Source organism: Kitasatospora sp. NPDC053308 (genome assembly GCF_055585785.1).
In genome coordinates this window covers 324,209-343,828 of record NZ_JBVJJY010000006.1, presented here as the reverse complement: position 1 = coordinate 343,828, position 19,620 = coordinate 324,209, and the positions used below count along the sequence as shown (strand labels likewise).

Below are 19,620 nucleotides of genomic sequence, written 5' to 3'. Positions count from 1 at the left end.
GCGAACGGCTCAGAGCCCGTAGAACAGCCGGTCCACCACCGCCCGTGCCCGCCGGGTGGTCCGCCGGTAGTCGTCCAGCAGCTGCCCGCTGTGCCCGGCGCCGTACCCGAGGTAGCGGGCCACGCCGGCCAGCTCCCGGGCCTCCCCGGGGAAGCTGTCCCCGGGCCGGCCGCGCACCAGCATCACCGCCGCCCGCACCCGGGAGGCCAGCACCCAGGCGGCGTCCAGCACCTCCGCGTCCTCCCGCCGCACCAGCCCGCCGTCCACCGCCGCCGCCAGCGCGGCCCTGGTCCGGGTGGTGCGCAGGGCCGGCAGCTCGTGCCCGTGCCGGAGCTGCAGCAGCTGCACCGTCCACTCCACGTCCGCCAGCCCGCCCCGGCCGATCTTGGTGTGGGTGGTGGGGTCGGCCCCGCGCGGCAGCCGCTCGGCCTCGATCCGGGCCTTGATCCGGCGGATCTCCACCAGGTCCCGCTCCGGCACCCCGTTGCCCGGGTAGCGCAGCGGGTCGATCAGCTGCCGGAACCGCGTGCCCAGCTCCTCGTCCCCGGCCACCGGCTCGGCGCGCAGCAGCGCCTGGCTCTCCCAGGCGTGCGACCAGCGCCGGTAGTACGCCGCGTACGAGGCGAGGCTGCGCACCAGCGGTCCGCTGCGTCCCTCCGGCCGCAGGTCCGCGTCGACCAGCAGCGGCGGCTCGGTGGAGGGCGCGCCCAGCTGGGCGCGCAGCTCGTGGCAGACCGCCTGGGCGGCCCGGGCGGCCTCCTCCTCCAGCGAACCGAGCAGCGGCTCGTGGACGAAGAGCACGTCCGCGTCCGAGCCGTAGCCCAGCTCGTGGCCGCCGAAGCGGCCCATCGCGACGACCGAGATCCGCGTCGGCAGGTCCCCGTGCTCGGCCTCCCAGCCGGCCACGCACGCGCTCAGCGCGCCCTGCAGGGTGGCGGCGTTGAGCGCGGTGAGCGCCTCCCCCGCCGCGTCCAGCGCCTGCGCCGGGTCCTCCCCGAGCCGCCCGAGGACGTCCGCGGCGGCCGTACGGAACAGCTCCCGGCGGCGCACCGAGCGGGCGGCGGCCACCGCGGCGGTGGTGGACCCGGCCCGGCCGACGGCGGCCAGCACCTCCGACTGCAGCGCCGCCCGGCCGCGCGGCTCCAGGCCCTGCGGATCGCCCAGCATGGCCACCGCCTCGGGGGCGCGCAGCAGCAGGTCGGGGGCGAGCCGGCCGGCCGACAGCACCCGGGCGAGCTGCTCGGCGGCGGCGCTCTCGTCCCGCAGCAGCCGCAGGTACCAGGGCGTACGGCCGAGCGCGTCGGAGACCTGCCGGAAGTTCAGCAGCCCGGCGTCCGGGTCGGCCGAGTCGGCGAACCAGCCGAGCAGCACCGGCAGCAGGGTGCGCTGGATCGCCGCCTTGCGGCTCACCCCGGAGGCGAGCGCGCTGATGTGCCGCAGCGCGGCCGCCGGGTCCGCGTAGCCGAGCGCCTCCAGCCGGGCCCGGGCCGCGTCCGGGCTCAGCCCGGCGGCGCCCGGCGGCAGCTCGGCGACGGCGTCGAGCAGCGGCCGGTAGAACAGCTTCTCGTGCAGCCGCCGGACCTCCACCGCGTGCCGCTTCCACTCCCGCTGCAGCGCGGCCACCGGGTCGGCGCGGGTGTCGTCGTTGATCAGCGCGGCCAGCGAGCGGGCCAGTCGGCGCAGGTCCTCCTCCCCGGTGGGCATCAGGTGGGTGCGGCGCAGCCGGTGCAGCTGGATCCGGTGCTCCAGCGAGCGCAGGAAGCGGTACGCGGTGTCCAGCGAGGCGGCGTCCGCCCGGCCGACGTACCCGCCGCGGGAGAGCGCGGCCAGCGCCTCCAGGGTGTTGCCGCTGCGCAGCGCCGGATCGGTGCGGCCGTGCACCAGCTGCAGCAGCTGGACGGAGAACTCGACGTCGCGCAGCCCGCCCGGCCCGAGTTTGAGCTGGCGGTCCAGTTCGGTGACGGGGATGGAGTCGATGACCCGGCGGCGCATCTGCTGCACGTCGGCGACGAAGTTCTCCCGGGCCGCGGCCTGCCAGACCAGCGGGGCGAGCGCCTCGACGTACGCGGCGCCGAGCTCGGCGTCCCCGGCGACCGGGCGGGCCTTGAGCAGGGCCTGGAACTCCCAGGTCTTGGCCCAGCGCTGGTAGTACGCGAGGTGGCTGGCCAGGGTGCGCACCAGCGGGCCGTTGCGGCCCTCGGGCCGCAGGTTCGCGTCCACCGGCCAGATGGTGCCCTCGCCGGTGGTGTCCGCGCACAGCCGGGTGAGGGCCGCGGCCAGCCGGGTGGCGGCCTTGATCGCCTGGTGCTCGTCCACGCCCTCGCGCGGCTCGGCGACGAAGACGACGTCCACGTCCGAGACGTAGTTGAGTTCGCGTCCACCGCACTTGCCCATGCCGATCACCGCCAGCCGGCAGGCCGCGGCGGCCTCCGGGTCCTGCTCGGCGGCGAGCTCCAGGGCGGTCTGCAGGGTGGCGCCGGCCAGGTCGGCGAGCTCGGCGGCGGTCCGGGCCAGGTCGGTGGTGCCGGTGAGGTCGCGGGCGGCGATGGCGAGCAGGCAGCGGCGGTAGGCGATCCGCAGCGCGTCCGCCGGGCTGCGGTCGCCCTCACGTCCGGCGCCCCCGGACCGGACGCCCTCGGTCAGCGCGCGGTGGAAGTCCTCCGGGCCGGGGTGCATGTCGCGCAGTTCGAAGGTGACCAGCACGTGCCAGTCGTGCGGGTGCCGGGCCAGGTGGTCGCCGAGCGCGGTGGAGACGCCGAGCACGCCGAGCAGCCGGTCGCGCAGCGGCTTGGAGGTGGTGAGGGTGTCGCGCAGGGTGTGCCGGTCGGTCTCGTCGGCGGCCTCCATCAACCGGGCCAGGCCGAGCAGCGCCTGGTCCGGGTCGGCGGTGGCGCCGAGCGCGTCCAGCAGCACGGGGTCGTCGGCCAGGCCCTCCAGGCCGGGGCCGTCCAGCAGCCGCACCGCCCGCGCCGGGTCGCCGAAACCGCGCCGGACCAGCCGGTTCTCCGGCCGGCTGACCCGGCTCCCGGTCCGCTGCTCGTCCACCGCCATCGGCCCCTCCGTCCGTCCGCCCAAGGACCCGTCCTCGAACTCCCCGTCCGCGGGCGTCCTCCGCGCGGACGACGGGAGTTCGACGACAGGCCCTAGCAGGTTACGCGCCCTCGCGGTCCACCGCCGGGCGCGGCCGCGGACCGGCCCTCCGCCCGCCGAGGTGGCGTGTCGCCTTGCCCGCCGCCTTCCGGACACGGTGGAGTACCCGCATGACCAGCCAGGACACCCTCGGCGAGGGCTCCCCCACCGCGTCCGCGCGCCGACGCCCGCTGCGGGTCGCGGCCGGTGTGCTCGGCGACGTGCTGTTCACCGCCGGTGTGCTGCTCGCCCTGCTGGTCGCGTACTCGCTCTGGTGGACGGACCTCACGGCCGCCCGGCACGCGGGAGCCGCCGCCGAGCAGCTGCGCCGGAGCTGGTCGGCGGCGGCCCCCGCGGTCGCCCCGACCGGACCGGCCGCCCCCGCGGCCGCGCCGACCGCCCCGGCGGGCCCGGCAGCCCCGCCCCCCGTCGGCGCCGACGGCGGCATCGGCTTCCTGCACGCCCCGGCGCTGGGCGCCGGCTACCAGGTGATGATCAAGCTCGGCACCGACGACGACACCCTCTCCGAGGGCGTCGCGGGGGCCTACACCACTCCGTACGCCGCGGCGATGCCGTGGGAGGAGCAGGGCAACTTCGCCCTCGCCGCCCACCGGGACGGCCACGGCGCGGTGTTCCACGACCTGGACCGGCTCAAGCCTGGCGACCCCCTGGTCGTGGAGACCCGCGACCGCTGGTACGTCTACCGCGTCGACGCGACGCTCCCCGAGACCTCCCCGACCGACACCGGCGTCATCGCCCCGGTGCCCGGCGGCTCCCCGTACACCGGTCCGGGCCGCTACATCACCCTGACCACCTGCACGCCCGTCTACACCTCGCTGTACCGCATGGCCGTCTGGGGCAGCCTGGTCCGGGACGAGCCGGTGGACCCGGCCCGCACACCGCCCCCCGAGCTGCGGTAGCGCCCGTCCGGCGGACGCGGGCAGCACACCGCCCCGGCCGATGACCGGCCGGGGCGGCGCCCGTCGCTGACCTTGCGTTCCCTCACGCGCGGCGGCGGCCGAACCTCATCGCTGCCGCACCCGCCGCGAGGAGCGCGGCGGAGAGCCCGAGCATGACCGGAGTCCCCTCGGAGCCGGTGTGGGCCAGCTCCCCGTGGTGGTGTGCGGGCTTCGACTCGTGCCCGGACCCGCCGTGGTGGGGCGCCGGGTACGACGGCCGCGCCTGCGCGACGAACTTGACCTTGTTCAGGTTGTACGCGGACTGCTGGTTGGCCTGGCTCTGCTGGTTCGCCATGGTGCTGGACTGCGAGGCCGCCTGACTGTTCTGCGCGTGGTTGTTCGCGTTGTTGGTCGCGGAGTTGTTGGCGGCGTTGCTCGAGTTGCTGGTGGAGCTGTTGTTCGAGGTGCTGGCGGCGCTGTTGTTCGCGCTGTTGTTGAGGTTGTTCTGCACGATGACCGTCACGTCGACGTGCTGGTCCTGACCCTGGCTCTGCTGCCCGGTCTGGTTCTGGTCCACGTTCTGGTTCTGGTCCTGGCCCTGCGCCTGGTTCTGGTCCTGGCCCTGCGCCTGGTCCTGCCCCTGACCCTGGTTCTGGCCCTGGCCCTGGTTCTGCTCGTTGCCCTGCCCCTGCTGCTGCCCGCCGTGGTCGCCGTGCTCGCCGTGGTCCCCGTGGCCGTGCTCACCGTGCTCACCGTGCTCACCGTGCTCACCGTGCTCACCGTGCTCACCGTGCTCACCGTGCTCACCGTGCTCACCGTGGGGGCAGACGCAGTCCGGGCCCCCGGGGTTCCCGTGCGGGCCCTGCTCGCAGGACTCGCCGCCGGCCCCCAGGGTCCCGGGGAGCCCGAGCGCCGACGGCTCGTCCATCGACTGGCCGCGCTCGGGGCTGCCTTCGACCGCCAGGGACGGGTCGACCTGCTCGGCGGTGTCGGCCGGGCCCGCGGCGTCCCACTGGGTGAGGCTCCGGCTGGTGACGCTCCAGGTGCCGGAGCCCGTGCTCTCGCCGGCCAAGCTCAGGAGGCTGTCGACCCATGCGCCCTGGGCCTCCGCCGGCTCGGCGGCCGTGCCGTGGTCGACGAAGGTCGAAGCGTGGGCCGTGTGACCGGCGCCCAGCACGAGGGTGGCCGAGGCGAGTCCGGACAGGACCAGGGTGGTGATTCGAGTACGCATGACACTCCAGGATGATCCGCAAAACGGATCTTCTGAATACGTCCCTGCGCCACCCGGTCGCGGCGCGCACCGCTGCAGAGTCATCACATCGGCTCAACGGATTAGCGAGCGCGGAGGACCCCCGCCCGGAGGAACGGCGCGGGCCCGCTCCGAACGGAGCGGGCCCGACGGGTGCCTGACCGGGCGTCAGAGCACCTGGAGGTTCTTGCGCAGTTCGAACGGCGTCACCTCGGAGCGGTACTCCTCCCACTCCTGGCGCTTGTTGCGCAGGAAGAAGTCGAAGACGTGCTCGCCCAGCGTCTCGGCGACCAGCTCGCTGCGCTGCATCAGGTCGATGGCCTCGCCGAGGTTCTGCGGCATCGGCTGGATGCCGAGGGCGCGGCGCTCGGAGTCGGTCAGCGCCCACACGTCGTCGTCGGCACCGGGCGGGAGCTCATAGCCCTCCTCGATGCCCTTCAGGCCGGCCGCCAGGGTGACGGCGTAGGCGAGGTAGGGGTTGCAGCCGGTGTCGAGGGAGCGGATCTCGACCCGGGTGGAGCCCTGCTTGCCCGGCTTGTACATCGGCACCCGGATCAGCGCCGAGCGGTTGTTGTGGCCCCAGCAGATGTAGGACGGCGCCTCGCCGCCGGCGCCGGCGGTGCGCTGGGAGCCGCCCCAGATCCGCTTGTAGGAGTTCACCCACTGGTTGGTGACGGCGGCGGTCTCGGCGGCGTGCTTCAACAGGCCGGCGATGAAGGATCTGCCGACCTTGGAGAGCTGGTACTCGGCGCCGGACTCGTGGAAGGCGTTGCGGTCGCCCTCGAACAGCGAGACGTGGGTGTGCATGCCGCTGCCGGGGTGCTCGGAGAAGGGCTTGGGCATGAAGCTCGCGTGCACGCCCTGCTCCAGCGCGACCTCCTTCATGACCAGACGGAAGGTCATGATGTTGTCGGCGGTGGAGAGCGCGTCGGCGTAGCGCAGGTCGATCTCCTGCTGGCCGGGGGCGCCTTCGTGGTGCGAGAACTCGACCGAGATGCCCATCGACTCCAGCATGGTGATCGCCTGGCGGCGGAAGTCGTGGCCCACCCCGCGGGGGGTGTGGTCGAAGTAGCCGGACTGGTCGGCGGGGACGGGTGCGGTGCCGTCGCCGGGCAGGTTCTTCAGCAGGAAGAACTCGATCTCCGGGTGGGTGTAGAAGGTGAAGCCCAGGTCGGAGGCCTTCTCCAGGGTGCGCTTGAGCACGAACCTGGGGTCGGCGAAGGACGGCGAGCCGTCCGGCATCAGGATGTCGCAGAACATCCGGGCGGTGCCCGGGGTCTCCGAGCGCCAGGGCAGGATCTGGAAGGTGGTCGGGTCCGGCTTGGCGATCATGTCGGACTCGTACACCCGGGCGAAGCCCTCGATCGCCGAGCCGTCGAACCCGATGCCCTCCTCGAAGGCCTGTTCCAGCTCGGCCGGAGCCACCGCGACCGACTTGAGGAACCCGAGCACGTCGGTGAACCACAGCCGGACGAACCGGATGTCACGCTCTTCGAGCGTCCGAAGCACGAACTGCTGCTGCTTGCCCATGGGGACAGTCTCACCTCTGCTCTTTACGCTCGTGTTACGCCCGGAAGGCCTCCGGAAGACCCTGTGAGCGAATGCCCCCATCATGGCCGATCAGCGCGCGACTCGGCAGTGCCGACCCCCGGGAAGGGCGGGGGGACGGCCGGTGGGACGGCCGACGGGGAGGAACCCCCGGGACCGGCCCCCGGACCCGCCCCCGTACCGACCCCGGTACGACCCCGGTGCCGACCCCGGGAGCGACCCCCTCGCGGGACATTGCGTCAGATAGACGATTACACTCGGGGGCATGCCCAATCTCCGTCTCGCCCTGAGCCAGATCGACCCCTGGGTCGGTGACCTCGCCCGCAACAGCGATGAGGTGGTGCGCTGGACCAAGCAGGCCGTCGAGGCCGGCGCGCAGCTGGTCGCCTTCCCCGAGATGGCCCTCACCGGCTACCCGGTCGAGGACCTCGCCCTGCGCCGCTCCTTCGTCGAGGCCTCCCGCGGCGCGCTGGTCGAGCTGGCCGGCCGGCTGGCGGCCGACGGGCTGGGCGAGGTGCCGGTGGTGGTCGGCTACCTCGGGCGTTCCGAGCACCCCTCGCCGCGCTTCAACCGCCCGGCAGGGTCCCCGCAGAACTGCGCCGCCGTGCTGCACCGGGGCGAGGTGGTGACCCGCTTCGCCAAGCACCACCTGCCCAACTACGGCGTGTTCGACGAGTTCCGCTGGTTCGTCCCGGGCGACCAGCTGCCGGTGGTCCGGGTGCACGGGGTGGACGTCGCGCTGGCGATCTGCGAGGACATCTGGCAGGACGGCGGCCGGGTCACCGCGGCCCGTGAGGCCGAGGCCGGGCTGCTGCTGGTGGTCAACGGCTCGCCGTACGAGCGGAACAAGGACGACCAGCGGCTGGAGCTGGTCCGGCGCCGGGCCGCCGAGGCGGGCTGCACCCTGGCGTACGTCAACATGGTCGGCGGCCAGGACGAGCTGGTCTTCGACGGGGACTCGATCGTGGTCGGCGCGGACGGCGAGGTCCTCGCCCGCTCCCCGCAGTTCGAGGAGCACCTGCTGGTGCTGGACCTCGACCTGCCGGCCGCCAGCAGCGACCACACCGACGGCCTGCTGCTGAGCGACGGACTCCACCTGGTCCGCACCGAACTGGACGGCGGGGCCCTGCCCGCGCCCGCCGAGCCGCTGACCGCGCAGGTCGCGCCGCGGCTGTCCGACGAGGCCGAGATCTGGGCCGCCCTCGTCTCCGGCACCCGGGCGTACGTCGCCAAGAACGGCTTCAGGTCGGTCCTGATCGGCCTCTCCGGCGGCATCGACTCCGCGCTGGTGGCCTCGATCGCGGTGGACGCGATCGGCGCCGAGAACGTGTACTGCGTCTCGATGCCCAGCCGGTACTCCTCCGACCACTCCAAGGACGACGCGGCCGACCTGGCCCGCCGCACCGGTCTGCACTTCCGCACCGTCTCCATCGCCCCGATGTTCGACGCCTACCTGGCGGCCACCGAGCTGACCGGCCTGGCCGAGGAGAACCTGCAGTCCCGGCTGCGCGGCACCCTGCTGATGGCGATCTCCAACCAGGAGGGGCACATCGTGCTCGCGCCGGGCAACAAGAGCGAGCTGGCGGTCGGTTACTCGACCCTGTACGGCGACTCGGTGGGCGCGTTCGGGCCGATCAAGGACGTCTACAAGTCGCTGATCTTCCGGCTGGCCCGCTGGCGCAACGAGGAGGCCGAGCGGCGCGGCGAGGTGCCCCCGATCCCGGAGAACACCATCGTCAAGCCGCCGTCCGCCGAGCTGCGGCCGGACCAGAAGGACACCGACTCGCTGCCGGACTACGACCTGCTGGACAGCGTGCTGGCCCGCTACATCGAGGGGGACGAGGGCCGGGACGCGATCGTGGCGGCCGGCTTCGACCCGGCGGTGGTGGACCGGGTGGTGCGCCTGGTCGACACCGCGGAGTACAAGCGGCGCCAGTACCCGCCGGGCCCGAAGATCTCGGTGAAGAACTTCGGCCGGGACCGCCGCCTGCCGATCACCAACCGCTGGCGCCGGGGCTGAGCCCGGGCCAGGGCCAGGGCCAGGGCCTGGGCCTGGGCTACGGCTAGGACGAGAACCGGTAGGTGGCGGCCACCGCGAGGTGGTCGCTGCCGTCCCGGGGCAGGGTGCGGGAGTCGACCGGCTTCAGCCCGCCCTTGCTCATGATCTGGTCGATCCGCGCCATCGGGAAGGCCGCCGGCCAGCTGAAGCCGAAGCCGTCCCCGGCGGCGCCCTGCGCCGAGCGCATCTGCGAGGTGATCGGCGCCAGACTGCGGTCGTTCATGGTGCCGTTGAGGTCGCCGAGCAGCAGCACCTTCTTGACCGGCTCGGCCTCGATCGCGTCGCCGAGCGCCTGCGCGCTGACGTCCCGCTGGTCGACGGTGAAGCCGCCCTCGGCCTTCAGCCGCACCGACGGCAGGTGCGCGACGTACACGGCGACCGGGCCCTGCGGGGTGCCGACCTCGGCCCGGAAGGCCCTGGTCCAGCCCATCTTGAGGTCCACCGGCGCGGCTGCGCGGATCGGGTACTTCGACCAGAGCCCGACCGTGCCCTCCACCGTGTGGTACGGGTACGCCTCGGCGAGCCCGGTCTCGTACGCGTGCAGCGCCTTGCCGGCCAGCTCCTGCAGGGCGACGATCTGGGCGCCCGAGGCGACCAGCCCCCGGACGGTGGCCGGCACGTCGGTGTTGGCGGCCGCCACGTTGTGGCTGACCACCGTCCAGTCGCCCTGGCCGCCGTTCTTGTCGCTCAGCAGGCCGCCGAACAGGTTGACCCAGAGCACGACGGGCAGCAGCAGGGCGATCAGCGCGGTGGCGGAGCGGCGCAGCAGCGCGGGCACCAGCAGCACCGGGACGGCCAGGCCGACCCAGGGCAGGAAGGTCTCCAGCAGGCTGCCGAGGTTGCCCACGCCGTTGGGCACGTCGGCATGGAAGGCGAACAGGGCCGCGGTGAGCACGGCCAGCGCGGCGATCACCAGGCCGCGCCGCCAGGTGGTGGCGCCGCGGGCGTCCCGGCCCCAGTCCCGCAGGCCGAGGAAGCCGCCGGACCGGGCCGCGGGGGCCGGGTCCTCGGCACCTCCGGGGGCCGCGGTCCGCTCGGTCCTGTCCGCCTGCGTCATCCCTGGCTCCCGTTCTTTCGTGCCGCCCGCCGCTCCGGGGCCCGGGGGAACGGGCGCGGTACCGGACCGGTGCCGGTTCGATCGGACGCCCGGCTCAGCCTATGCCGGGACAGACGTCACTCCCCCGGAGCGGGTTCCGGCGTGGCCCGGTTTGGTGAGTTAGACCACGTCCGACCGGAAGGCCCGCGGGCCGGCCCCGCTCCGCGCCGGGGTCGGCCGGGTCAGCGCGGGGGTCAGTGCGGGGGCGGCCGGGGTCAGCGCGGCCCGAGGCCCTCGATCAGCGAGTCCACCATCGTGCGGGCCAGGTCCGGGTCCTCCAGGTCGGAGTCGTCCCACAGGATGCTGCGGTAGAGGATCGGGCCCATCAGCAGGTCGCCGAGCAGGTCCAGGTCGAGGTCGGAGCGGAGCACGCCCTCGTCCATGGCGCGTCGGATCAGCTTCAGTCCGGCCTCGCGGCGCGGCTTGACCACCCGCTCGCGGTAGGCGTTGTGCAGCTCGGGCAGGCCGTGCATCTGGCCGAGGGCGGCCTTGAGGACCCAGCGGGTGCGCTTGGCGAGGCCGCGCCGGCGCATGTAGTCGATCATCTCGATCAGGTCGGCCCGGGCGCCGCGGCCGGTGGGCTCGGGCATCGGGACCTCCAGCTTGCCGACCACGTCGACCAGCAGGGCCTCCTTGTTGGGCCAGCGCCGGTAGATGGTGGCCTTGCCGACGCCGGCGGCGGTGGCGATGCCCTCGATGGTGAGCTCGGACATCGTGGTGCCGCCCGCCATCAGGTCCACCACCGCGGTGAAGATGGCCTGCTCGGCGGCCTCGCTGCGGGGGCGGCCGCGGCGTGCGGCGGGGCAGGCCTGGCCGCTGTCCGGGGCGCAGTCCTGCCCGGTGTCGGCGGTCGGGGTGTCCGTCTTCATCCCCGCTGTTCTCCCTCGCTTGCCCGGGCGCGCGGGCGCCGTGCGTGTCGTTGGCGGTCCGGGGGCGGGCGGGCCGCCCCCGGACCGAGGCCCTGTCACCTCGGGCACACCCGGAGTGACAGGGCCATTGTCCCTCGGTCGTGATCCCTCGCCCGGGCCGGTCCGGCCCCGGAGGGCCGGTCCGGCCCCGGAGGGCCGGTCCGGCCCGCCCCGGCGCGGATCAGGCGTCCGCGGCCGCCGTCTCGACGAGCGGCTCGCCCTGCTGCTCGGGGCCCGGGCCGGCCGGGCCGGCGGGGGCGGCCGAGCGGCGCGGCAGCAGGAACCAGGCGACCAGGGCGCCGATCACCGAGATGCCCACCGAGAGCGAGGCGACCACGTGCATGGCGTGGATGAAGGAGTCGTTCGCCGGGCCGATCAGCGCCCGGCCGCCGGGGATCCGGTCGGCGATGGCCAGGGTGGCCTCCAGCGACTCGCCCGCCTTGTCGCGCAGGTTCTCCGGCAGCTGGTTCAGCGTGTCGGACATCCCGTCGCGGTAGACGGTGGAGAGCACCGCGCCGAGCACGGCGACCCCGAGCGAGCCGCCGACCTGGCGGAAGGTGTTGTTGACGGCCGAGCCGGCGCCGGCCTTCTCGCGGGGCAGCGAGCCCATGATCGCGACGGTGACCGGCGGCATGACGTGCGCCATGCCGGCCCCCATCACCAGGCCGAGCACGATCAGCACCCAGATCGGGGTGGTGGCGGTCAGCACGGTGTAGCCGACGAAGCCGATCGCGACCAGCAGCATGCCGGCGGCGGCGGTGGCGGCGACGCCGAAGCGGTCGACCACCAGCCGGGCCCGCGGCGCGAACAGCAGCTGGGCCACGGCCAGCGGCAGCATCAGCAGGCCGGCCTGCAGCGCGCTGTAGCCGCGCACGCTCTGGATGTAGAAGACACCGAAGAAGGAGACGCCCATCAGCGCGAAGAAGATCACGCCGACGACCACCACGGAGGCGCTGAACACCTTGTTGCGGAACCAGGTGACGTCCAGCGCGGGGGACGCGGTGCGACGCTCGAACCAGACGAAGGCGGCCAGGGCGAGCACGCCGACCAGGGTCGGCACCCAGGCCTCGGCGGCGGTGAAGTCGGCCAGCTCGCCGCCCTTGATGATGCCGTAGATCAGCGCGACCAGGCCGACGATCGACAGCAGGACGCCGACCGGGTCGAGCTTGCCCGGGTTGGGGTCCTTGGACTCCGGCACCAGGACCGCCATCGCTATCACCGCGACGATCACGATCGGGACGTTGATCAGGAAGACCGAGCCCCACCAGAAGTGCTCGATCAGCAGACCGCCGGTGATCGGGCCGATGGCGATGGCCAGACCGACCGCGCCCGCCCAGATGCCGATCGCCTTGGGCTGCTCGGAGCGCTCGAAGACGTTCATGATGATCGCCAGGGTGGCGGGCATCGCGAGCGCGGCGCCGACGCCCATCAGGGCGCGGAAGCCGATGAGTTCACCGGGCGAGCCGGCCATCGAGGACAGCAGCGAGGCGATCCCGAAGACCACCATGCCGGCCAGCAGCGCGAGCTTGCGGCCGAACCGGTCGCCGAGCAGGCCCGAGGTGAACAGCAGCCCGGCGAACACCAGGGTGTAGGAGTTGATCGACCACTCCAGGTCGCTCTGGGTGGCGCCGAGGCCGACCGGAGCGGGGGTCGCGATGGTTTTCATCGCGACGTTGAGGATCGAGTTGTCGAGGACGACGACGAGCAGGGCGAGCACCAGGGTGCAGAGGATCGCCCAGCGCCGACGGTGGATGGCTTCCGGCACACGGGGTGGCGCGGCTGCGGTGGTCATTGGTCTTCCCGTCCGTGGTGGTGTGGCACTGGCGGGCAATTCCGAGCCGGATCCGTCTCGTAACCCCCCGCACCAGAGTAGCGGGGAATACGATACGAGACGACCCCGTTTCGTAAAAACGAGGCAAAGCCGGCCTCCGTCCACGGCCTCCGGTCACGCCGTGTGGCGTGGATCGCACCCGGGCGAGCGCACGCCTCTTTGCGCGCACGCCGGGGCGTGCAAGCATGGAGGTGATCCGGGGACGCCGCACGGCGCCACGAGACGACAACCCTTCAGGAGTCCGTTCGATGAACGCTTCTTCGCCTTCGCCTGCCCAGAACCAGGCGTCGACCAGCACCCTCTACGGCGGGGTCACCAGCCGCCGCGTCACCGTCCGCGACCTCGCCTCCGCCAAGCAGCGCGGCGAGAAGTGGTCGATGCTCACCGCCTACGACGCCCTGACCGCGGGCGTGTTCGACGAGGCCGGCATCCCGGTCCTGCTGGTCGGCGACTCGGCGGGCAACTGCCACCTCGGCTACGAGACCACCGTGCCGGTGACCATGGATCAGATGGTGATGCTCTCCGCCGCCGTCGTCCGCGGCACCAAGCGCGCCATGATCGTCGCCGACCTGCCGTTCGGCTCGTACCAGGAGTCCCCCGCGCAGGCCATGCACAACGCGGCCCGGCTGATGAAGGAGGCCGGGGTCGGCGCGGTCAAGCTGGAGGGCGGGGAGCGCAGCGCCCGCTCGATCGAGCTGCTGGTCGAGGCCGGCATCCCGGTGATGGCGCACATCGGCCTCACCCCGCAGTCCGTGCACGCCTTCGGCGGCTACCCGGTCCAGGGCCGCGGCGACGAGGCGGCGCACCAGCTGCTGCGCGACGCCAAGGCCGTCCAGCAGGCGGGCGCGTTCTCCGTGGTGCTGGAGGCGGTGCCGGCCGAGCTGGCCGCCCAGGTCACCGAGCAGCTGGCGATCCCGACCGTCGGCATCGGCGGCGGCCCCGGCACCGACGCCCAGGTCCTGGTCTGGACCGACATGGCCGGGATGACGGCCGGCCGGGTGCCGAAGTTCGTCAAGAAGTACGCCGACCTGCGGACCGTCCTGGGCGACGCCGCCCGGGCCTTCGCCGAGGACGTCCGCGGCGGCGCCTTCCCGGCGGAGGAGCACAGCTTCCACTGAGCCCGCCCGCGCCCCCGTTCCGCGCCCCCGTTCCGAGTTCCGGAGCGGGGGCGCTGTCGTGCCCGGCCACCGGTGACAGCGGGGTGACAGCCGCCTGGCAGCGGCCCGCCGCGGCGGGCACCGGGCCGACAGGGGGCTGACAGGCCGGGCGGACAACCTTGGGGGCATGACACGAATCGCCACCGCCCCGAACGACCGGGGAGCCGCCGCCGGCAACGCCGTCGAGGTCCGCGGCATCGTCAAGCACTACGGCGCCACCAAGGCCCTCGACGGGGTCGACCTCACCGTGAAGGAGGGCACCGTCCTCGGCGTGCTCGGCCCCAACGGCGCGGGCAAGACCACCCTGGTCCGGATCCTGTCCACCCTGATCAAGCCGGACGCGGGCACCGCCTTCGTCGGCGGCTACGACGTCCTGCGCCAGCCCAAGCAGCTGCGCCGCACGATCGGCCTCACCGGCCAGTACGCCTCGGTCGACGAGCTGCTGTCCGGGTACGAGAACCTCTACCTGATCGGCCGCCTGCTCGACCTCCCGCGCCGCGAGGCCAAGTCCCGCGCCGCCGAACTGCTGGAGCGCTTCTCGCTCACCGAGGCCGCCAAGCGGCCCGCCAAGACCTACTCCGGCGGCATGCGCCGCCGCCTCGACCTGGCCGCCAGCATGATCGGCCGCCCCCGGGTGCTCTACCTGGACGAGCCCACCACCGGCCTGGACCCGCGCACCCGCAACGAGGTCTGGGACGAGGTGCAGCGGATGGTCGCCGAGGGCAGCACCGTGCTGCTCACCACCCAGTACATGGAGGAGGCGGAGCAGCTCGCGAACGAGCTGACCGTCATCGACCGCGGCAAGGTGATCGCCAACGGCGGCGTCGCCGACCTCAAGGCCAAGGTCGGCGGCCAGACCCTGCAGGTCCGCCCGGTCGACCCGGCCGGACTCCCCGAGATGGCCCGCTGCCTGCACGACAACGGCGTCACCACCGCCACCTTCTCCGCCGACACCGGCCTGCTCGCCGTGCCGATCACCGACGACGAGCAGCTGACCGCCGTGATCGCGGTGCTCGGCGGCCGCGGCTTCGCGATCGCCGGCATCGACACCAAGGTGCCCAGCCTCGACGAGGTCTTCCTCGCCATCACCGGCAAGCCCGCCCCGGCGGACGCCGCCCCCAGCCCCGTCAAGGAGCCCGTCGCATGACCACCGCCACGCCCGCCCCCACCCGGGTGGAGGACTCCCGGATCGGGCTGTCCGGAACCCTGCGCCACGTCGGCGCACTGACCCGGCGCAACCTGATGCGGATCAAGGCCGACCCGGAGTCGATGTTCGACGCCGTGCTGATGCCGGTGATCTTCACCGTGCTGTTCGTCTACGTCTTCGGCGGCGCCGTCTCCGGCAACCAGGACGCCTACAAGCAGTACATGGTCCCCGGCCTGCTCGGGCAGACCGGACTCACCCTCGCGATGGCCGTGGGCACCGGCCTGAACAGCGACTTCCAGACCGGTGTGATGGACCGCTTCCGGACCCTGCCGATCGGCCGCTCCGCCGTCCTGCTCTCCAAGATCGCCGCCGAGACCTGCCGGGCGCTGCTCTCCTTCGCGATCCTGATCGGCTTCGCGATGTGCATCGGCTTCGAGGTCAGGACCGGCCCGCTGGAGGTGCTCGCGGCCGTCGGGCTGTCGCTGCTCTTCGGCATGTCGATCGTCTGGGTCTCGATGCTGCTGGGCATGTCGCTGCGCAGCGCCCAGGCCGTCCAGGGCGTGGCCATGCTGGTCCTGATGCCGCTGCAGTTCGGCAGCTCGATCTTCGCGCCGACCAGCACCATGCCCGGCTGGCTGCGCTCCTTCACCGAGGTCAACCCGCTCTCCGCACTGGCCGACGCCTCCCGGGCGCTGCTCAACGGCGAAGGGGCGGTGGCCCACCCCGTGATGATCGTCCTGGTCTGGTCGGTGGCCGCCACCGCGGTCTTCGCCCCGCTCGCGGTCGCCCGCTTCCGCAAGCGGACCTGACCGCGGACCGCGTCGGCCCTCCGCGGGGGAGGGCCGGCGGACGGGACGGCCGGCCGCCCGGGACAGGCGCCGGCCGTCGTACGGGCCCGGTGGGCCGGTGACCTGGGGACGGACACCGGCCCACCGGGCCCGCCGAGCACCCCGCCCCGTCAGGCCTCGGCCGGATCCTCGCCGATCAGCTCCTCCAGCAGCCGGTAGGTCTCCTGCTGGGACATCCCGGTGCCGTCGGCGCGGGCCGCCTCGAACACCTCGTCCCCGAGCAGCCCGCGCAGGACCTCCGACACGCGGATCTGCTCGACCCGGTCCAGGTAGCCGCCCTTGGGGCCGTGCAGACCGCCGTGCGCCCCGATCAGCACGGCCGCCGTCCGGGCCCGGTCCAGGTCGCCGTCGCGCTGGGCGAAGGTGCACAGCACCCCGGCCACGGCGGGGACCACCATCACCGTCATGTGCTCGGCGAAGCCGACGCCGGCCGCCGTCGAGCGCAGCACCCGACGACCTTCGCGCAGCAGGGCGAGGCCCCGGTCAGGATCACCGGCCCGGGCGGTGATCCAACCCCTGGCACTGGTCAGCAGCCCGGCCACGACGTTCGGCGCGAAGCCGCCCGCCCTGACCACGTCGAGCGCGTCCAGCTCGGCCAGCGCCCGCCCGTACTCGCCGCGCTGCGCGTGGATCCCGCAGAGCGTCAGGTGGCCGAACATCAGGGCGCCGGTGGCGGACTGGTCGGCGCCCGGGGACTCGATGGAGGCCAGCGCCTCCCTGATGACCCGCTCGCCGCGGTCCATGTCCTGCTCCAGCAGGGCGGTGCCCAGGTGCACCCGCAGCGCCGGGACCTCCTGCGGCGCCCCGAGCTCCTCCGCCAGCTCGATCGCCCGCGCGTACGCGGCCGCGGCGGCCGCGGAGTCGCCCCGGTTGGCCAGGGCCTCGCCGTGGGCGGCCAGCGCCTGGGAGATCCCCCAGAGGTTGCCGTCTCGCTCGTACAGTTCCAGCGAGCGCTCGCCGTCCGCGATGCTCTGCTCGGCGCCGAGCGGCCAGTCGTTCAGCATCCTGGCCCGGACCTGCAGGATGAACGCCAGGTCGCTCGGGTCGCCGTACCGCTCGCAGCCGGCCACGGCGTCGTCCAGCAGGTCCTTCATCCGCTCCAGCCGGCCGGACAGGAAGGCGCCGAACACCCGCATCAGCGCCGGGAAGCGGTAGGCCTGCGGCAGCTCCGGGGTGTAGACGTCCAGCAACCGGTTCGCGGTCCTGATCGCCTCCTGGTCGCCCAGCACGTCCAGGTTCCCCTCGAACAGCGCGATCAGCCGGTAGATCGCGAGCAGCCGACGGGCCTCCTCCACCACGCCCTCGGGCATCGGCACGCCGTACGCCAGCACACCGCGCTCCAACGGCAGCGGCGGCGGGGCGTCCTCGGCGAGCGGGTCGGGGCCCAGGGCGGCGACCGCGTTGTACCAGCCGCGGGCCTCCATGCTGTAGCCGCGCAGCGACCAGTACCAGTGCATGCCGAGGACGAGCACCAGCGCCTGTTCCTCGTCGCGCAGGTCGATCGCGCGGCGCAGCACCGCCCTGATGTTGTCCTTCTCGCGCTCCAGCACCGCCAGCCAGTGCAGTTGCCGGGGGCCGTGGATGTGGCGGTCGACCTCGGCGACCAGGGCGCGGAAGCGCGCCAGGTGGCGGGCCTCGGTGGCGGCGCGCTCGGCGGCGGACTCGGCGAGGCGCTCGGCCGCGTACTCGTGGATGGTCTCCAGCATCCGGTAGCGCGGGAGACTGCCGCCCTCCAGGTCGGCGACCAGCAGCGACTTGTCGACCAGCGAGAGCAGCAGGTCGGCGACCTCGCCGGGCGCCACGTCGGTGCCGTCGGCGCAGACCGCCTCGGCGTCCTCCAGCTGCCAGCCGCCCGCGAACACCGAGAGCCGGCGCAGCACCGCGCGCTCCCGCTTGCCCAGCAGGTCCCAGCTCCAGTCGACCACCGCGCGCAGGGTCTGCTGGCGCGGCAGGAGGGTGCGGCTGCCCGCGGTGAGCAGTGCGAACCGGCCGTCCAGCCGGTCGGCTATCTGGCGCGGCGTCATCACCCGCAGCCGGGCGGCGGCCAGTTCGATGGCCAGCGGCAGCCCGTCCAGCCGGCGGCAGATCTCCGCGCAGGCCTCCGGGTCGGCCTGCGGGTCGAAGCCGGGACGGGCGGTGGCGGCGCGCTCGGCGAACAGCCGCAGCGCGACCGGGTCCGGCAGCGGCTCGACCGGCAGCACCGTCTCGCCGGGCACACCGAGGGGCTCGCGGCTGGTGGCGAGGACGGTCAGGCCGGGGCACTCGGCCAGCAGTACGTCGGCCAGCTCGGCGGCGGCCTGGATCAGGTGCTCGCAGTTGTCCAGGACGAGCAGCATCCGACGGTGGCCGCAGTGCTCGACCAGCCGGCGCACCGGGTCCTCGACCCGCTTCTCGATCACCTCGGCGACCACGTTGGCGCTGTGCAGCACGATCTCGCGCAGACCGAGCGCGGAGACCACCGCGGCGGGCACCGCGTCCGGGCTCTCCAGCGGGGCGAGTTCGACCACCCAGACGCCGTCCGGCCAGCTCCCGGCGGACTGTTCGGCTCGTCCGGCCTCGACCGAGAGGCTGGTCTTGCCGGAGCCGCCGGGGCCGGTCAGGGTCACCAGCCGACGCTCCGTCAACAGGCCTCGCAGCACGGCGAGATCGGCCTCGCGGCCGACGAAGCTGGTCAGCCGCCCACGCAGGTTGCCGCCGGGGCGCGGGAGTTGAGGGGCGGAAGCGGGCCCGGCCGACTCCGGCGCGGGGGCGGGGGCGGGGGCGGGCACGGGTGCGGGGGCGGGGGCGGGGGCGGGGGCGGGCCGGCGTTTCGGCGCCTCGACCACCGGCGCGAGCAACTCCCCGTAGAACGACTGGAGTTGCCGGCCCGGGTCGACACCGAGCTCGTCGGCCAGGGCGCGCCTGGTCCGCTCGTAGTGCCGCAGCGCCTCGGCCGTCCGGCCGCTCTCGTGCAACGCCCGCAGCATCAGCAGCTGCAGCGGTTCGTCCAGCGGCTGCCGCTCGCACAGCTCGGCCAGCTCGGCGACCAGCTCGGGCGCCCGGCCGAGCCCGAGGTCGGCGGTGATCCGGTGCCGGCGGGCCTCCTCGCGCTGGGCCTCCAGCCGGGCGGCCGGGCCGGTGCGGTCCGGCAGATCGGCGAGGGCCGGGCCGCGCCACAGCGCCAGGGCGGCGCGCAGCCGCTCGGCGGCGACCGCGTGGTCCCCGGCGTCGAGGGCGCGGCGGCCCTCCGCGCTCAACCGCTGGAAGTCGGCGAGGTCGGTGCCCGGGCCGGTGAGCCAGTACCCGGCCGGGCCGGAGCCGATCTCGTCCCGGCCGACGGTGCGGCGCAGCCGGCCGACCAGGGTCTGCAGCGCGGCGGAGGAGTCCTGCGGCGGATCGGCGTCCCACACCTCGTCCACCAGCAGGTCGGCCGGGACCGGGCGGCCCTGCCGCAGGGCCAGGGCGGTGAGCAGCGCCCGCAGGCGGGCGCCGCCGAGCGGCACCGGGGTTCCGTCGTCGTGGTGGGCCGTGGTCGTCCCGAGGATGCCGTAGTGCACCGGACCATTCTGGTCGATGGGCGCGGGTGCGGCCGCACAATTGTGCAGGCCTCCGCTCCGTCTCCGACCCGCCGTCCTCCCGCACGCCCCGTCCGCCCGGCCTCCGCCCCCCTCGCCCTCCCCTCGTCCGCCGCCTTCGCCCGCCCTCACACCCGCCCCGCCGCCGTGGGGCCGGAGGAACGCGTCCGGGCGCCCGGACGTTCACCCGGAGCG

The 19,620-nt window shown here is 73.9% G+C and carries 12 protein-coding genes; 5 read left to right on the top strand and 7 right to left on the bottom strand.

Annotated elements, in window-relative coordinates; genetic code table 11:
* Positions 1–9: 9 nt before the first annotated feature.
* The gene (locus ACZ6Y7_RS17000) at positions 10–3,051 is read right to left on the bottom strand and encodes a bifunctional [glutamine synthetase] adenylyltransferase/[glutamine synthetase]-adenylyl-L-tyrosine phosphorylase (RefSeq protein WP_465758793.1); all 3,042 of its coding nucleotides are present in this window, start codon (positions 3,049–3,051) and stop codon (positions 10–12) included.
* Positions 3,052–3,260: 209 nt separating this feature from the next.
* On the opposite strand from ACZ6Y7_RS17000, the gene ACZ6Y7_RS16995 reads away from it, so the two are divergent.
* Complete coding sequence (locus ACZ6Y7_RS16995) at positions 3,261–4,049, top strand: class E sortase (protein WP_465758657.1); 789 nt, start codon at positions 3,261–3,263, stop codon at positions 4,047–4,049.
* 82 nt (positions 4,050–4,131) lie between these two features.
* Here the strand turns inward: ACZ6Y7_RS16995 and ACZ6Y7_RS16990 are convergent, their stop codons facing one another.
* Together ACZ6Y7_RS16990 and glnA are read right to left on the bottom strand one after the other, a co-directional pair.
* Positions 4,132–5,259: a hypothetical protein gene (locus ACZ6Y7_RS16990; RefSeq protein WP_465758656.1), complete on the bottom strand. Its 1,128-nt coding sequence runs from the start codon at positions 5,257–5,259 to the stop codon at positions 4,132–4,134.
* A 186-nt stretch (positions 5,260–5,445) separates the two neighbouring features.
* Positions 5,446–6,807: a type I glutamate--ammonia ligase gene (glnA, locus tag ACZ6Y7_RS16985; protein WP_402223083.1), complete on the bottom strand. Its 1,362-nt coding sequence runs from the start codon at positions 6,805–6,807 to the stop codon at positions 5,446–5,448.
* Between the two features lie 283 nt (positions 6,808–7,090).
* Here glnA and ACZ6Y7_RS16980 point away from each other — a divergent pair, with 283 nt between their 5' ends.
* A complete protein-coding gene (locus ACZ6Y7_RS16980; protein WP_465758655.1) occupies positions 7,091–8,845 on the top strand; it encodes an NAD+ synthase in 1,755 nt (584 codons plus the stop codon).
* A gap of 43 nt (positions 8,846–8,888) precedes the next feature.
* Here the strand turns inward: ACZ6Y7_RS16980 and ACZ6Y7_RS16975 are convergent, their stop codons facing one another.
* The 3 genes from ACZ6Y7_RS16975 to ACZ6Y7_RS16965 all read right to left on the bottom strand — a co-directional run bounded on the left by ACZ6Y7_RS16975 (position 8,889) and on the right by ACZ6Y7_RS16965 (position 12,680).
* Positions 8,889–9,941, bottom strand: coding sequence for an endonuclease/exonuclease/phosphatase family protein (locus ACZ6Y7_RS16975; RefSeq protein WP_465758654.1), 1,053 nt, complete (start codon positions 9,939–9,941; stop codon positions 8,889–8,891).
* 254 nt (positions 9,942–10,195) lie between these two features.
* Positions 10,196–10,849 carry a TetR/AcrR family transcriptional regulator gene (locus tag ACZ6Y7_RS16970; protein ID WP_465758653.1) on the bottom strand — a complete coding sequence of 218 codons (654 nt, stop codon included), beginning with the start codon at positions 10,847–10,849 and terminating at the stop codon, positions 10,196–10,198.
* Between the two features lie 220 nt (positions 10,850–11,069).
* Positions 11,070–12,680, bottom strand: coding sequence for a DHA2 family efflux MFS transporter permease subunit (locus ACZ6Y7_RS16965; RefSeq protein ID WP_465758652.1), 1,611 nt, complete (start codon positions 12,678–12,680; stop codon positions 11,070–11,072).
* Between the two features lie 287 nt (positions 12,681–12,967).
* On the opposite strand from ACZ6Y7_RS16965, the gene panB reads away from it, so the two are divergent.
* The 3 genes from panB (at position 12,968) to ACZ6Y7_RS16950 (ending at position 15,832) form a co-directional block, all read left to right on the top strand.
* Complete coding sequence (panB, locus tag ACZ6Y7_RS16960) at positions 12,968–13,837, top strand: 3-methyl-2-oxobutanoate hydroxymethyltransferase (RefSeq protein ID WP_465758651.1); 870 nt, start codon at positions 12,968–12,970, stop codon at positions 13,835–13,837.
* Positions 13,838–14,003: 166 nt separating this feature from the next.
* Complete coding sequence (locus ACZ6Y7_RS16955; protein ID WP_465758650.1) at positions 14,004–15,023, top strand: ATP-binding cassette domain-containing protein; 1,020 nt, start codon at positions 14,004–14,006, stop codon at positions 15,021–15,023.
* Positions 15,020–15,832, top strand: a complete 813-nt coding sequence (locus ACZ6Y7_RS16950; protein ID WP_465758649.1) for an ABC transporter permease — start codon at positions 15,020–15,022, stop codon at positions 15,830–15,832. The genes ACZ6Y7_RS16955 and ACZ6Y7_RS16950 overlap by 4 nt, the downstream gene beginning before the upstream one ends.
* A 149-nt stretch (positions 15,833–15,981) precedes the next feature.
* On the opposite strand, the gene ACZ6Y7_RS16945 is transcribed toward ACZ6Y7_RS16950, so the two are convergent.
* Positions 15,982–19,407, bottom strand: coding sequence for an AfsR/SARP family transcriptional regulator (locus ACZ6Y7_RS16945; RefSeq protein ID WP_465758648.1), 3,426 nt, complete (start codon positions 19,405–19,407; stop codon positions 15,982–15,984).
* Positions 19,408–19,620 lie beyond the last annotated feature (213 nt).